Here is a 15020-nt window from a genome sequence, read left to right as displayed (position 1 = left end):
ATCTTACTCCTCTCTGGTCACCCTGAGCACTTCTTCCATGGAGGTAATACCTTTCAGCACTTTGCTGAAACCGTCCTGTTGAATGCTCGGAGTATGCTTGCGGATTTCTGCCTCAATAGCCTGTTCGCCGGCACTGTCGTGAATCAGGTTTCGTATTTTGTCGTCGATCAGGAACAGTTCGTGGATACCGGTTCGTCCCCGGTAGCCAAGCTGGCTGCACTCATCACAGCCTTTAGCATCCCAAACCGTTGCCGGGGAATGGTCAGCCAGCCTCATCATGGCTCGCTCGCTGGCAGAGGGTTCACGGGGCTGACGGCAATCCGGACACAGGGTTCGTACCAGTCGCTGCGCCAGAACGCCCAGCAGACTGGACGACAGCAGGAAGGGTTCAATCCCCATATCCCGCATTCGGGTGACAGCGCCAATGGCGGTATTGGTGTGCAAAGTGCTGAGCACCAGGTGACCGGTCAGGGACGCCTGAATACTGATTTCTGCGGTTTCCAGGTCCCGAATCTCACCCACCATGACTACATCAGGGTCCTGTCGGAGAATGGCACGGAGGCCACGGGCGAAGGTCATATCCACTTTCGGGTTAACCTGTGTCTGACCAACGCCTTCTATATCGAATTCTACCGGGTCTTCAACGGTCAGGATGTTGCGCTCGGTGCTGTTAATAGAGCTGAGACCGGCATACAGTGTCGTACTCTTACCGGATCCCGTGGGCCCCGTTACCAGTAGAATGCCATGAGGCTTAAGCAACAGCTCGCTGACTGTGTCACGAATGGATGCCGTCATGCCCAGGCTGGTCATATCCAGCTGAACGCTACTCCGGTCCAGCAGACGCAGTACGATTCGTTCTCCATGGCGGGAGGGCAGGGTAGAAACACGCACGTCAATGGCCCGACCCCCGAGGCGCAGAGATATACGACCATCCTGGGGTACACGTTTTTCAGCAATGTCGAGTTTCGCCATGACCTTAATACGGGACACCAGCAAGGCGGCCAGCTTGCGCTGTGGCCGCAGAATTTCCCGCAATACACCGTCTATCCGGAAACGGATGACCAGTCTGTTTTCAAAGGTTTCGATATGAATATCTGACGCACCATCCTTGATGGCTTCACCCAGCATGGCGTTAATCATGCGGATGATCGGCGCACCGTCGTCGGCTTCCAGCAGGTCTTCATTGTCGGGCAGTTCTTCAGCCAGCGATTGCAGACCTTCATCGTTGCCAATATCCTGCATCAGCTGACGGGCAGCGGATGAATCCTTCTGGTAAAAAGCCGCAAGGCGTATATCAAAGTCGCTATTTGCCAGCTTTTCAACGGTGAACGGTTTAGCTGTTAAACGACGTACTTCGCTTAATGCACGGCGTTCAGGCAAACTGTGATAAAGCAGGTGGTAACCACCGGTTTCATTACGCTCCAGCAGTACGCCGAACTTCTGGGCAAAGTAAAAGGGCAAAGTGACCTTCTCTGTCAGCCCGGCGGACTGCTCCGGGGCTTCAGCCGTTGGACTGTGCGTCATGACCTTCGCCCTTCTTCTGTGCGCTCTTCTTAAGCTGCTCGGCTTCCGCCTGCTCAATCAGCTTGCGGGCCTCTTCCAGTCGGCGCGCTTGTTTAACGCTGTTGCCTTCGTCCATCTGGCGGCGGGTTTCTTTCAGAATGTCCTGTGGTGACATATCTTCAGACAGTATCGGAATACGTGCGTTGGGCATCAGGTCTATGCCTCTGGCGGCACGATCCAGCTGACGGGCACGCATATAATTGTATTTTCTGCCGCTGATTTCAGTCAGGGTGTGGTCGTCGCGAATAATGGTCGGGCGGATAAATACCATCAGGTTGCGTTTGCTGACGGTGTTGGAGGTTGAGCGGAACAGACGGCCGATAAAAGGAATATCGCCCAGCAGCGGCACTTTGGATTCGCTTTCCTGAACGTTATCGTCGATCAGGCCACCAATGACCACAGTGTCACCACTGCCCACCATGACCGAGGTTTTTACCTGACGGGTGGCAAAGGTGATATCGACCGGTGTCGTACCGTTGATATTGGACACCTCCTGTTCAATGTTCAGTTTGACGGCATTACCTTCGTTGACCTGGGGTTTGATGCTTAGCTTGATACCCACTTCCCGACGCTCAATGGTCTGGAATGGATTATCGTTGTTGGCGCTGGAAGTGGCACCGGTCAGCGTGGGTACTTCATCACCGACAATAAACGACGCTTCTTCATTATCCAGCGTCATCAGGCTCGGTGTTGCCAGTACGTTGGATTCAGACGACGAGGTAACGGCCTGAAGCAGAGCGGTCCAGTCCCCTGATGTTGCTGTGAATGCCGCGCCGGATACTCCGGAAAGGGCTTTTGCCAGAACCGACCAGTCACCGGGTTTGTCGGGGTTGGTAATTTTACGACCATCTTTGTCTATAATGACTGAGCCTTTCTCCCCTTCCGCCTTCTTGAAGCCGTGCATGATCTGACCGATAGGCACGGTCTGACCATTCTGGAACTGCATCAGACCACCTTTTTCACTGCCCAGCTGAAACGACAGGTTGATGCCATCTCCGTCTGCCACTTCAACGATAATGGCTTCAACCAGTACCTGGGCGCGGCGGATATCAAGCTGCTGGATAACGCTTTCCAGCACACCCATCATATCGGGCTGTGCGGTGACCACCAGGGCGTTGGTCTGCTCATGAACATTGATGCTGAAGTTGGTGCCGGGAGTTGTGCGGTTCTGGGAGCTGGTCTGCTCGGCAAGAACGGTTTGTCCAACGCCTTCAAGGACTTCTTTCAGGTCTTCAGCAACGGCATAGCGCAGGTAGAAGACCCGGGTGTTGCCGGTACTTTCCTGCTCGGCATCCAGACGGGATACCAGATGTTTAACCCGCAGCACCTGAGACGCTTCACCCGAGACAATCAGGCGGTTGCTCACTTCATCGGCGACAACGGCAGGCTTGCCAGACAGACGGCTTTTGCCCCCTGACTCGGCACTCAACGCTTTGAGAATACGGGCCATTTCATTGGCAGAGCCGTATTTCATATTAATAATTTCAACGGTTTTGCCACCGGCGTTATCAATGCGCTGAACAATTTTAACCAGCCTTTCGACATTGGCAGCCCGCCCGGTCATCAACAGGATATTGGACGGATCGTAGTGCACCACATTACCGGCAGTGTCGTTCAGTTGCCGCAGAATGGGCGACAGTTCACGTACAGGGACATTCTTGACGGGCATAACCCAGCTGATCATTTCATCACCGGCCCCTGGCTGGCCGGAATCGAGCACCCGGATCGCTGAGGTTTTGGCTTCTTTGTCCCGAATGACTTTCAGAATGCCACTGGGTTGTTCAACCACAGCAAAACCGTGGACTTCCAGCACGCTCAGGAAAAACTGGTAGTACTGTTCTTCATTCAGGGTTTCGTAGGAACGAACGGTGATGGAACCCTGCACCGACGGGTCGATGATAATGGTTTTGTTGAGGTTGGCGCTGACGGTGTTGACGAACTCTTCAACTTTGGCGTTCTGAAAGCTTGCGGAGTATTCACCAGCAAACGCCTGCTCTGCCAGTGCCGTGTTAATGACAAGAGTACCAGCGCTCAATAGGATACCGGCTGCGATTGGGCGCAGTGAACGACGTAAGACGTTTGCTCCCCTGGAAATTGCTGTGTTGTTCTTCATGATGATAAGTCGATCTGGTAAATCTGTCCCTGGCGCTCAATGGTCAGCGAAATCTGTTCGAGGTCTGGCAGTTCCAGCATCAGCTTCATGGCTTCCGTATTGTTGGTCAGGTCGATGCCGTTAATGGACAGGGCAATATCGTTATTTTGCAGACCTGCGGCTCTGAACAGATCAGGGCGTGACGTGGGATTTATTCGATAGCCTGCCAGTTTTCCCTCTCTGTGTACCGGTGAAATGCTGATCAGCTCAGCAATGGATGTGGGGTTGTTTCGGAGCTCTGCACTCAGCTGCTGAAGGTTTTCTGAAGGCTTGGTGGGCGTTGTGGTTGGGCGAGCTGCCGTCTTCTGGTCAGGGCTGTTCGGGTAAAGCAGCAGGGCTTCATGTTGTCCATTGTTCCTGACAATCACCCGGTCCGGGTAAATGTCCACCACTTCGGCATTGGCACCCGCCAGACGATCCCCAATGCGATAGGTTTTGTCTGCTGAACGGAAATTGATAATGGCCAGAGAACGTTCTGGAATGCTGCTGGCAACAATGCCGGTAATACGGGCGCTGAGTCTGGAACGTGGCACTGAATCCGGATCAATGGTGTTATCGGTTTCGGCCTCTGGTGCCGGTGGTGTTCCAAACAGGTGTAAGTTGGCCAGTTCCGGGTAAGCCTGACTGCCGTTAACCTGCTGCTGAGACGACAATGACTGACTTTTCCAGCTGCCAGAGTCTCTGTTTTCGACAGGAATAAGCTGCCAGGTGGCTTTTGCCAGCTGGTGAGCCAGCAGAATGACCAGGAATACCTCGCTCAGAAGGATCAGCTTGTGATAACCGAGCCCGGAAATATTAAACGACCGGGTCAGTTTGGAAGCCATTGTAGATATTGATTCAGAAGGCTTGTTTTTCTTAAATGCGATGGGCATGGACACTCATTTGCTATCAGTCTGTACCCTTCAAACTTGCTGAGTGAGGGTAAAACCACACGTTGGTACATAATTTATGGTACACGATTGCTAAAAAAATAGTCATGAGATAAGTCAAGAAAAGCTCAAGTTTGATCAATTTTTGTTACATTACTGTGACAGGGGTGAAGCCTTCAGCGCTCTGTTAAACAGATGCCGTAAACCCTTGACAAGGCGGGGAGTATCACTGGCGGTTAAACGAAAGAGTCGGCATACTCGCTGTTTTCCTTTGTATGAGCTGACGGGTATGTCTGTGCTTCGTTCACGTCTTATTATCCTGGTTCTGGCAGCTGTTGCTGTTTTTATCTTTTTCTTTTATTCAACTTCAGTGGAAGAAACGGCTCCCCACTCTGCTATAAATACTGAGTCGTTTAATAATGCACTGCAGGAGCAAATAAATGCTAAACAGCAGACGCACTCGATTCTTTCTGAAAGTTATGATGAACCGCTGAATGAACTGATCAGTCGTCAGGCTGCCAGTTATGGGGTAGGTGTCGTAATAACGAAGTCGAACTGGCAGAAAGCTGAAGTCAGTGTATTGCAGGGCGAGCCTGAACAGCTGGTTGAGTGGTTGTCTGAACTGGCTGTGGTGAATGGCATCCGGATACAAAGCCTGCATCTGCTATCCGACAGTAGTCAACCGTTTACGATTGATCATCTGGTTCTGGTGCGATGAAAGGCTGTTGCACAGCCCGGAGGCAGTGTAGAGCAAAGCTGTGAATTGTCGGACAGAAATCGGATATGAGGGTGTTTGCGTAAGAGTTAGTAAGCAGTTGATAAGAAAGTCCCATATACATCTGGACGATCAGGCAGTAAATGCGGCAGTTCTCCAGGGCTGGCAGAGTTATTAAATATGTTTCATGCTAACTGCCGTATGGTCAATGCAGGAGTTGTTGTGACATACCTTAACTGTTGAGCTGAGGTAAAAAGTACAGTGAAAATGTGTCATTCCAAACCGGTGGAAGAAATCTCATTTCAAAACGGAGAGTTTTCAGATGTGGTTAAAGTGTTCGTTTTGAAGGTCACCGGTGCTTATTTACTATGGAGGTGTTTATGATTCCTCTGAAAATTTTGTGTGAGCAGTGCGCGGATGCATTGAGACTGGGACCTGATGGAGAGCAGAGTATCATTGATTTCTGGAATAGACACTCGCTGGTTATCAATCGGGATCAGATGTTGGATCGTGTGATGATGAGTATTGAGTGTAAGCCGCCCCCTTTATTGGGTCGGCATGAGCGGACACAACCAAACAGGCTGTCCGAATCAGTCAGGTCATACGGGGCGTGTGCATCATACGATGTGGTCTTCCATGACGAGTCCACTGAATTTATGAGAAGCGATCAGGTTGCGGAGGCAGCATCGCGGACGAATCTTCACGAGTTTTTTTTTCGTGCGCACCATGTGATCAGCCAGGTGTACCGATGCGTATATTTAAGAGGCTCTTTAGTACTGAAGCATAACCAGAATTTGATAGAGCTACTTAATGGCTTTTCCTATGAGGCGGTCCGGAACCTTACTCAGCCACAAATTAACGACCTTTTAGGCTTGCTTGCACAATTGGAAGGTATGATTGGTCAGATGGAGGCCATTTCAAGAGGAGCTTCCAGTCTTCAGGAGATGCATAGGTTAACGCTATGGGGGAGTTCTTACGGAGTGTTTGCGTCACTGATCATTAGTTTTGTCACAATGCTGATAGGTGGTGCCTATGCCTATTCGGTGTGTCGTGGGGTTGATAAGAAGAGTTGTCTGGAACCGGAACTGGGTATGATTATTGGTGGTGCCGGGATTGTGTTTTTTGTGTCGCTGTGCATCATTTTTCGTAAACGCTGTGACCCGCTATTCAGGGTCACGAGACGCAGAGAGGCAAGGGGTAGCATTCGTGAGGTTTGAAGAAATCAGATCAGCTTTTTGTGTCTGAGAGTCAGGCTGTCTGTTTCTTTTTGAGATGGTTTAAGGAAATGGTGGAGGCGGCGGGATTTGAACCCGCGTCCGCCGATTCTCCGCCTTCGGCTCTACATGTTTAGATTCCGTCTTTAGGTTAACGCAGAACGACCCAACGGTCAGGGTGACACTACGCGATCCTGAAAAGTTTTAACCAATCCGCCTCAGGCATACTTCATGGCGATCCAGTTTGCATTTGCGATCAGTACCAGCCAACAGGCAAGCCAGAGTGATCGGGAGGAGGCAGGGTTTAAGCTGCCATAGCTCCTTGGTAGTTGTCTTCGTTTGCAACTAAAAAGTTGTAGCTATTGGTTTAACGAGAGCAGCTACGCGCTCGACATGCACCTCAGGTTTTGTAACCGTCGTCGAATCCTAATCGCCCCCGGAAAAACCTGCCGCCATTCTATTCTATTTTGTAGGGTAAAAGTCAATAAATAATTTCTAATTGATATATATGTGCGACATGAATAGTGCTTTAGCGGTACAAAATTTCAGCTGTATGGTGCTTTTGTATACTTAATTGAATTTGGTACAGGAGTTCATTTATGGCACAGGCAGGCGGCGTCGGAAACACAGGAACTTCAAATTTTCAGCCACAGTCGACTAATGACAGGATTGGTAAAACTGGCAGAAAGGCTACGGATCGGTTTCAACATCGTAATGTTTCTGCTTTAGCGGGTAAGCCTGTTGTCAGGGCAGGGCTCAATCGAAAAGCCTTTAAGGCTTCACCGTTAAATAAAAGAAGAGTGGGTGCTTTACCTCAAAGGAAGGCCTCTCCCGGATTGCCTCGTCCCGGGGCGCGTCAGACCCAGGCTCAGAAAAAATCAATGGATGAGCCCGCCGCTTTGAAACAGATGCGTCGACAAAACGACGCTCGTCAAAAAAAGCTGGAACAGGATTTAGCAAATCTTCCTTCGCCACCAACCCATGAACCAAAAGGCAACAGTCGTTCATCAGGCATGATGAAAGCTGATGCGAAAGCGATAATACTGCCTTCATCTTTCCGTGGTCTGTCTGACTATATTGGTAAAATTACTAAAACAAAGGATCTGCTGGAAACCTGGAATGCCTTGACGACCAAAGGTATTAAAGGTGAAATTTCGAGCCTGGAACTGTCGCTGCTCAAAGATCGCTGTGTGAGTATGTTGGTAAAAGTTTCAAAAGATCCTGAGCAGGCTGATCAGATCTCTGACGTTCATCTCAGGAAAATGATTCCTGATACCTTCAGACGAAAGGTCATTTCTTCCAAAGTGACCATGAACAAGTCTGGGTTTGTTGAATTGCAGAACAGGCTGAATAATTTGCGTAAACGGTGATGTGAGATGCTTTATAAAAAACCACTCAGGCTTTATTGCTATGAGTGGTTTTTTTTACCGTGAAAATTTTTTCATCACCGAGGGTGACGAAAAAATGTTTCTTGCGCTCATGGCTGTTTATGGGCAGAAGGTTTAGCCGCGATGCATGACTCGCTGCTTCTCTATATTCCACTCACGCTCTTTGCTGGCAGCGCGTTTGTCGAACTCTTTCTTGCCTCGTGCCAGAGCAATCTGGCATTTGATCAGATGTTGTTTCCAGTACAGTTTTACAGCCACACAGGTGTAACCTTTTTGCTGGGTTTCAGCGAACAGCTTTGCCAGCTCACGTTTGTTCAGCAGTAGTTTCCGGTCGCGCAGAGGGTCGGCAATCACATGTGTGGACGCCGTGTTCAACGGTGTGATCTGGGCACCAATTAACCAGGCTTCGCCGTCTTTCAGCAGTACATAGCTGTCGACCAGCTGCACTTTACCCTGCCGGAGACTTTTAACTTCCCAGCCTGAGAGAGAGAGACCCGCCTCAAACGATTCATCCAGGTGATAATCGTGGCGAGCTTTTTTGTTAACGACGATAGAGGAGTCGCTCTTACCGCCCTTTTTCGATTTCTTAGCCATGGGCGGATTATAACGTTACTTACTGATAAAACCAGTTGCGTGAGTCAATGTTGCTGTTTTGTGTTCGCATGTAGTTGAATTTCATGTTTTTGTTTGAAAAACCTATGAAAGACATGTTTTTGTTTGAGTGTGCAGAAAAAAAATCTTGCACGTTGCGTTTAGGCCTATAGAATGCTGTACTTGCTCCGTATTTATACTGCGTACGATTTGAAAAGTTTCCCACTATCTGCGAACAGACTGTGACTTCCTTTCAGGCCCGGCTCGGGGCGATACATTCAAAAAGACGATAATTGCTGCACGTTTTTGAGGAATCTTATGTCAGGAAAAAATCCAACTACATCGAAAAACACATGGAATAGTCGCTGGACCTTTATTCTCGCAGCCGCTGGCTCCGCTATTGGTCTGGGTAATATCTGGAAGTTTCCCTACATCGCCGGTCAGTATGGCGGTGGCGCATTCGTTCTGATGTATATGTTGTTTATTGTCTTGATTGGCGTTCCGCTGCTGATGGCTGAAACCGTCATTGGTCGTAGCGCACGACTGAGCCCGCTGAATGCCATGCGCAAGCTGACCAGTGATCTGGGTATCAGTCCTGCCTGGAACGGTATTGCCTGGCTGGGTATGCTGACCAGCTTTGTTGTCCTGACGTTTTATAGTGTGATCGCAGGCTGGACCCTGTCTTATGCTTTTGAATTGCTGACGGGGCATTTTGTCGGTATGTCGCCCGCTGAAGTCGGTTCTGAGTTTGATGGTCTGGTGATGTCTGCTTCGCGCCAGACTTTCTGGCATACCGTCTTTATGGGAATCACTATTTTTGTTACCGCCCGTGGTATTCACAAAGGTCTGGAGAAAGGCCTGCAGGTGATGATGCCAACCCTGTTCCTGTTGCTGATTGTGATGATGGGCTACAGCATGTTTGCCACTGGCGAGTTCATGCGCGGTTTCCACTTTATGTTTGACTTCAATCTCAGCAACCTGACCGGTAAAGCGGTGATGGCTGCCATGGGGCAGGCGTTCTTTACCCTGAGTCTGGGGATGTGTGCCCTGATGGCTTACGGTGCCTACATGCCAGCGAATAACTCCATTCCCCGTACCGCTCTGAATGTTGCATTCCTGGATACGCTGATGGCGATTATTTCCGGCCTGATCGTATTCCCGATTGTTTACGCTCATGGCATGGAGCCTTCTGCGGGGCCAGGACTGTTGTTTGTATCCCTGACTTCAGCCTTTGCCAGCATGTCCGGTGGTTCTGTGGTGGGCTTTATTTTCTTTGTTCTGGTGGGTATTGCGGCGCTGAGTTCTGCTATTTCCCTGCTTGAGCCAAGTCTGGCCTGGGTGACTGAGCGTTTCTCTATGAGCCGTGCGGCTGCGACTGTCCTGATTGGCGGTCTGGTGTGGTTCGTAGGTCTGGCCAACGTTCTGTCCTTCAACCACTGGTCGGAAGTGAAGATTCTGGGACGCGGATTCTTTGACCTGTTTGCAGATGCGACTGACCTGATTCTGCTGCCTCTGGGCGGTGCGTTGACGGCGATCTTTGCGGGCTGGGTCATGAAACGCTCTATACTGGTGAACGAACTGACTATGGATTCTGGAATGTTCAACATCTGGCTGGCATTGATTCGAATCGTTGTGCCTGTCAGTGTGCTGTTGGTGCTGATCTCTGCACTGACATAACAATGCATCAGGGGCTGGTCTGACAGGACTAGCACTAATGTGACTGTTCCTGAAAGGCCGGATTGGGTTATTCTATCCGGCCTTTGTTTATTTAATCAGCTGATGGCATGAGGAAAGCTATGTCTAAGGTGTCTCGTTCTGCACTGATTATGCACTCTGCTGAACAGATGTATGATCTGATTGCTGATGTGGGGTCTTATCCCGAATTTTTACCCTGGTGTCAGAGGGCTCACATTTTCTCCTCTGAAGAGAATGTGATCGATGCATCACTCAGTCTTGCCATGGGTGGTTTAAGTTGTGATTTTACTACACGGAACCTGATGACCCGGAATGAGTCCATAGAAATACAGTTGTTGAGTGGCCCTTTCTCTCGCCTTCAGGGCGTCTGGACATTCAAGGCTCTGATGGATGATGGTTGCAAGGTGTCTCTGGAGCTGATGTTTGAACTGTCTAATCCTGTTCTGAAGGCAACCGTCGGTGCTGTGTTTGAGCAGGCTATGGACAAAATGATAGATGCTTTTTGCCTGCGTGCTCATGTGTTGTATGGAGCGGATAAAGGTTCTGAATAATGACCGGTGAAAACTCTAAGCCTCGGATCCGGGTAGAAGTGGCGTATGCCAAACCTTACGAACAGAAAATCCTGCACATTCAGGTCGAAGAAGGAACCAGCCTGCTGGAAGCGGTCAGACAATCCGGAATTCAGTCATTTTTTCCGGAGATCGACCTTGATGCCCCGAAACTGGGGCTTTTTGGCAAGGTTGTTCCCAAACCGACCGAACAGGCTGTTCGTGAAGGAGACCGGATAGAAATCTATCGTGCCCTGGTTGCTGACCCGAAAGAGGTGCGAAAGCGTCGTGCGGCTGAAGCAAAACAGAAGAAAGAGGCTTCCGCCTGATTTTTCTGTCGTGATTCTTGAAGAAATTAAGCGCGATATTATTGTTGCAATGGATATTATTGAGGTGTTGGGCGAAGGTCGCCCTTAACAGACACCAGCTGATCGTTTTTAAAGAAGATAGTCACGGTCTGCTGAGTACGCTTTTTGCCTCCGGGCTGCATGCTGTAGACATAATCCCAGCGATCCCGGTTGAAGGCATCTTCCAGCAGGGGAGTACCCATAACGAACTGCACCTGATTGCGAGTCATGCCGGGACGCAGCTGATCCACCATTTCCTGGGTGATCACTGTGCCTTGCTGAATGTCGATTTTGTAGGCGCCTGGAAAACTAATCAGCCTTGAGCCGCTGTCTGTGGAGCTGGCGCATCCAGCCAGAAGGGCGGCAGATAGGAGTGCTGCGGTCAGAGCCAGAGTTTTTTGCATCGGTATCAGACTTCCACTATCTTCTTGCACAAAATGAAATACTTACACGAAAATGTGATAATAGCAGGGTTCACCTGTTAAAGGTTAGGGAAACGTGTTGGAAAATCAAGAATTGCGCAAAGCGGGTCTGAAAGTAACGCTTCCGCGAGTTAAAATCCTGCAGATTCTGGAAGGCTCCCAGGGTCTTCATATGAGTGCCGAAGATGTCTACAAGGCTTTGCTGGAGGCAGAAGAGGATGTAGGCCTTGCTACGGTCTATCGGGTATTAACCCAGTTTGAAGGCGCTGGCCTGGTGGTGCGCCACAACTTCGACAGCGGCCACTCCGTGTTTGAGCTGGCTCGTGGAGAACACCATGACCACATGGTGTGCGTGGAAAGCGGAGAGATCATCGAGTTTATTGATGAAGAAATTGAACGTCGGCAGAAAGAGATTGCCGACCAGCATGGCTATGAAATTGTGGATCACAATCTTGTGCTTTATGTAAAGCCTAAGGAGAAGTCCTGATTCTGACCCGGTGTCATAAACCACAAAACGGTTTTGATACGGAGCGTTTCCAATCATTTGTGCAAAATTTTATGAAACCGGCGGTCTGCCGGTTTTTTTTGCCACATAAAGGAGTATTCATGATGAATGATAATGCCAATCGATCTTTCAAAGACCAGTAAAAAACGGGCCACAATGACTGATGCCACTGCGACCCGGTTCCCACTCACTTCATCAGAGTTTTAACTCTACACTTTATCGTTAGTCTGTCGTCGGCTATTACTCCTGTTCTTCCCACTTCAGGCTGCGCTCAACAGCCTTCTTCCAGCCTTTATACAGGTCTGCACGCTGTTCTTCTTCCATGACAGGCGCATAAGTGCGGTCAACAGACACCTTGTCTTTCAGTTCGTCAGTACTTTCCCAGAAGCCAACTGCCAAACCAGCCAGATAAGCAGAGCCGGCTGCTGTGGATTCAGTGACGGTTGGACGAACCACTTCTGTCTTCAGAATGTCAGCCTGGAACTGCATCAGGAAGTTGTTGGCAACCGCACCACCGTCAACACGCAGCTGCTTCATTTCGATACCAGAATCCTGTTGCATCGCTTCCAGCAGGTCACGGGACTGATAAGCAATCGATTCAAGCGTTGCACGCACAATATGGTTGCGGTTGGAACCACGGGTCAGGCCGAAAATGGAACCACGGGCATAAGGATCCCAGTAAGGCGCACCCAGACCGACAAAAGCAGGTACCACATAAACGCCGTTAGTGTCTTTTACCTTGCTGGCAAAGTATTCAGTATCAGACGCATCACGTACCAGACCCAGCTCGTCACGCAGCCACTGAACAGAAGCGCCGCCCATAAATACAGAACCTTCCAGGGCGTACTGAACTTTGCCATCAAGGCCGAAAGCAATGGTGGTCAGCAGACCATTTTCAGATTTAACCGGCTCCTCACCAGTGTTCATCAGCAGGAAGCAACCAGTGCCGTATGTGTTCTTGGCCATACCCTTTTCATGACACATCTGACCGAACAGGGCTGCCTGCTGATCACCAGCCATACCGGCAACAGGAATACGGGTACCGCCTTTACCGCCGATGTTGGTCTGTCCGTACACTTCAGAGCTGGACTTCACTTCCGGCAGCATACTGCGGGGAATACCCAGAGCGTCCAGCATGGTTTCGTCCCAGTCCAGCTTGTTAATATCAAACAGCATGGTACGGGAAGCATTGGAGTAATCGGTGACATGCGCACGACCATTGGTCAGCTTCCAGGTCAGCCAGGTGTCAATAGTACCGAACAGCAGATCACCTTTCTCGGCACTTTCGCGAGCGCCTTCCACATTATCCAGAATCCACTTGATCTTGGTGCCGGAGAAGTAAGCATCCAGTACCAGGCCAGTGGTTTCACGAATATGACTTTCCAGACCCGCTTTCTTCAGTTGTTCACAGATATCTGTCGTACGACGGCACTGCCATACAATCGCGTTATAAACCGGACGCCCCGTGTTCTTGTCCCAGACGACGGTTGTCTCACGCTGGTTGGTGATGCCCAGAGCAGCCACTTCATCAGAAGGGATACCCGTTTTAGCCAGCACTTCTGTCAGAACCGAGCTTTGAGTCGCCCAGATTTCCATCGGGTCGTGCTCAACCCAGCCTGGCTGAGGGTAGTACTGAGTAAATTCGCGCTGGGAAGACCCTACAATATCACCATCGTGGTTGAAAATGATGGCGCGGGAGCTGGTTGTACCCTGATCCAGAGAAACAACGTATTTTTTTTCATTGGTCATAATCTTAATTCCTTATTGTTCAGCCCTGAATAATCAAACTTCGGGCTAATCAGGGAGCGCGCCACATTCAACACACTGTTATTCAGGGGTTGAGAAAGGCAGCGCTCATTTTATTTATTGATTCAGGCTGTCTTGATTTCACAGCCCGGCGTTGCACACTCAACCGGCTCAACCTGTTTACCCAGCAGGTTGATGTAGGTCCATGCACCGGCCATTGCGCCAGCGATTGGAGCAACAATTGGAACCCAGAAGTAAGGGTTAGAACGAGCGCCGGTCAGAGCCACCTCGCCCCAGCCAGCCAAAAAGGCAAACAGCTTGGGACCAAAGTCACGGGCAGGGTTCATGGCGAAACCGGTCAGAGGGCCGAAAGAAGCGCCAATAACAGCAATCAAAAGACCAATCAGCAGGGCAGACAGGGCGCCGTTGACAGCACCGTTGTTATCATCACCAATAGCCAGAATGCCAGCCATCAATACGGCAGTAATCATGAACTCAACTGCAAATGCCTGCATATTGCTCAGGGAAGCGTGAGCGTAAGTAGAGAATATACCAGCCGTTGCCAGACTTTCTTCAGAGCCACGAATAATACCGTTAGCCAGTTCATAGTCTGCAAACAGGCTGCTATAGAGGAAATAAACCAGAGCAGCGGAACAGAACGCACCCAGTACCTGGGCCAGAATATAAGGCAGAACTTTATGCTTCTCAAAGCCTTTGAATGCGGTCAAAGCGAGAGTAACAGCAGGGTTAAGATGAGCGCCGGAAACGCCACCGGTCACATAAATGGCAATGGCAACCCCCAGACCCCAGACAATGGATACTTCCCACTGACCAAAATCAACGCCAGCCAGAACCAGTGCGGCCACACAACCAACACCAAAGAAAATCAGAAGCCCTGCACCAATAAATTCGGCAAGGCATTCTCCTAACAGTGATTTACGCATAATAATAAGTTCCACCCATCCAGGTTATGACATTGGTTAATTCAGACCTGTCTTCTAATAAATTCAAAGTGGTCTTAATACGGGGTGTATTTTTACAAACAGCAACAAACCTTATCAATACTTCAAAATTGATCTAAATCAATCAATGTTCAGGAAATGTGCGCTTTTTCGGAAATCACTCACAAAAAAGGGCATTAAAATAACATTATTTACCAATCGAATGAGCTCTCGTTGATAGAAAGTTCTTATTTTTTCATAAAAAAACTTCAAACATTAACAATGTAATCATTAGTGCATCCAATAGAACATCAAACGAACAAG

Annotated in this window: 14 protein-coding genes and 1 other RNA gene; 7 read left to right on the top strand and 8 right to left on the bottom strand. The window is 49.6% G+C overall.

Annotation, left to right across the window (positions count from 1 at the left end):
• Positions 1-3: 3 nt before the first annotated feature.
• Genes gspE through gspC form a run of 3 tightly spaced genes read right to left on the bottom strand, consistent with a single transcriptional unit; the run spans position 4 to position 4587 of the window.
• On the bottom strand, positions 4-1524 hold the full coding sequence (gspE, locus tag NX722_RS25745; RefSeq protein WP_262565702.1) for a type II secretion system ATPase GspE: 1521 nt from the start codon (positions 1522-1524) through the stop codon (positions 4-6).
• Positions 1502-3676 (bottom strand): type II secretion system secretin GspD, encoded by a 2175-nt coding sequence (gspD, locus tag NX722_RS25740; RefSeq protein ID WP_262565701.1) that lies wholly within the window; start codon positions 3674-3676, stop codon positions 1502-1504. The genes gspE and gspD overlap by 23 nt, the downstream gene beginning before the upstream one ends.
• Positions 3673-4587 carry a type II secretion system protein GspC gene (gene gspC / locus NX722_RS25735; protein ID WP_262565700.1) on the bottom strand — a complete coding sequence of 305 codons (915 nt, stop codon included), beginning with the start codon at positions 4585-4587 and terminating at the stop codon, positions 3673-3675. The genes gspD and gspC overlap by 4 nt, the downstream gene beginning before the upstream one ends.
• A 205-nt stretch (positions 4588-4792) precedes the next feature.
• Here gspC and NX722_RS25730 point away from each other — a divergent pair, with 205 nt between their 5' ends.
• Together NX722_RS25730 and NX722_RS25725 are read left to right on the top strand one after the other, a co-directional pair.
• Positions 4793-5302, top strand: coding sequence for a hypothetical protein (locus tag NX722_RS25730; protein ID WP_262565699.1), 510 nt, complete (start codon positions 4793-4795; stop codon positions 5300-5302).
• 377 nt (positions 5303-5679) lie between these two features.
• A complete protein-coding gene (locus NX722_RS25725; RefSeq protein WP_262565698.1) occupies positions 5680-6516 on the top strand; it encodes a hypothetical protein in 837 nt (278 codons plus the stop codon).
• Between the two features lie 69 nt (positions 6517-6585).
• On the opposite strand, the gene ssrA is transcribed toward NX722_RS25725, so the two are convergent.
• Positions 6586-6951: a transfer-messenger RNA gene (gene ssrA / locus NX722_RS25720) on the bottom strand.
• Positions 6952-7112: 161 nt separating this feature from the next.
• Between ssrA and NX722_RS25715 the strand changes: the two genes are divergently transcribed.
• Positions 7113-7883, top strand: coding sequence for a hypothetical protein (locus NX722_RS25715; protein WP_262565697.1), 771 nt, complete (start codon positions 7113-7115; stop codon positions 7881-7883).
• Between the two features lie 132 nt (positions 7884-8015).
• Here the strand turns inward: NX722_RS25715 and smpB are convergent, their stop codons facing one another.
• Complete coding sequence (smpB, locus tag NX722_RS25710; RefSeq protein ID WP_262565696.1) at positions 8016-8495, bottom strand: SsrA-binding protein SmpB; 480 nt, start codon at positions 8493-8495, stop codon at positions 8016-8018.
• A gap of 315 nt (positions 8496-8810) precedes the next feature.
• On the opposite strand from smpB, the gene NX722_RS25705 reads away from it, so the two are divergent.
• From NX722_RS25705 to NX722_RS25695, 3 genes are all read left to right on the top strand, one after another.
• Positions 8811-10169, top strand: coding sequence for a sodium-dependent transporter (locus tag NX722_RS25705; RefSeq protein ID WP_262565695.1), 1359 nt, complete (start codon positions 8811-8813; stop codon positions 10167-10169).
• A gap of 119 nt (positions 10170-10288) precedes the next feature.
• The gene (locus tag NX722_RS25700) at positions 10289-10738 is read left to right on the top strand and encodes a type II toxin-antitoxin system RatA family toxin (RefSeq protein WP_262565694.1); all 450 of its coding nucleotides are present in this window, start codon (positions 10289-10291) and stop codon (positions 10736-10738) included.
• A complete protein-coding gene (locus NX722_RS25695) occupies positions 10738-11064 on the top strand; it encodes an RnfH family protein (RefSeq protein WP_262565693.1) in 327 nt (108 codons plus the stop codon). The genes NX722_RS25700 and NX722_RS25695 overlap by 1 nt, the downstream gene beginning before the upstream one ends.
• A 56-nt stretch (positions 11065-11120) precedes the next feature.
• Here NX722_RS25695 and NX722_RS25690 read toward each other — a convergent pair whose 3' ends face one another.
• The gene (locus tag NX722_RS25690) at positions 11121-11486 is read right to left on the bottom strand and encodes an outer membrane protein assembly factor BamE (RefSeq protein ID WP_262565692.1); all 366 of its coding nucleotides are present in this window, start codon (positions 11484-11486) and stop codon (positions 11121-11123) included.
• Positions 11487-11583: 97 nt separating this feature from the next.
• On the opposite strand from NX722_RS25690, the gene fur reads away from it, so the two are divergent.
• Positions 11584-11991 (top strand): ferric iron uptake transcriptional regulator, encoded by a 408-nt coding sequence (gene fur, locus NX722_RS25685; RefSeq protein WP_262565691.1) that lies wholly within the window; start codon positions 11584-11586, stop codon positions 11989-11991.
• Between the two features lie 258 nt (positions 11992-12249).
• Here the strand turns inward: fur and glpK are convergent, their stop codons facing one another.
• Together glpK and NX722_RS25675 are read right to left on the bottom strand one after the other, a co-directional pair.
• A complete protein-coding gene (gene glpK, locus NX722_RS25680; RefSeq protein ID WP_262565690.1) occupies positions 12250-13758 on the bottom strand; it encodes a glycerol kinase GlpK in 1509 nt (502 codons plus the stop codon).
• Positions 13759-13880: 122 nt separating this feature from the next.
• The gene (locus tag NX722_RS25675; protein ID WP_262565689.1) at positions 13881-14699 is read right to left on the bottom strand and encodes an MIP/aquaporin family protein; all 819 of its coding nucleotides are present in this window, start codon (positions 14697-14699) and stop codon (positions 13881-13883) included.
• Positions 14700-15020: the final 321 nt, after the last annotated feature.

The sequence above is a fragment of the Endozoicomonas gorgoniicola genome, from assembly GCF_025562715.2.
GTDB lineage: Bacteria > Pseudomonadota > Gammaproteobacteria > Pseudomonadales > Endozoicomonadaceae > Endozoicomonas_A > Endozoicomonas_A gorgoniicola.
This window is presented reverse-complemented; position numbering and strand designations above follow the sequence as displayed.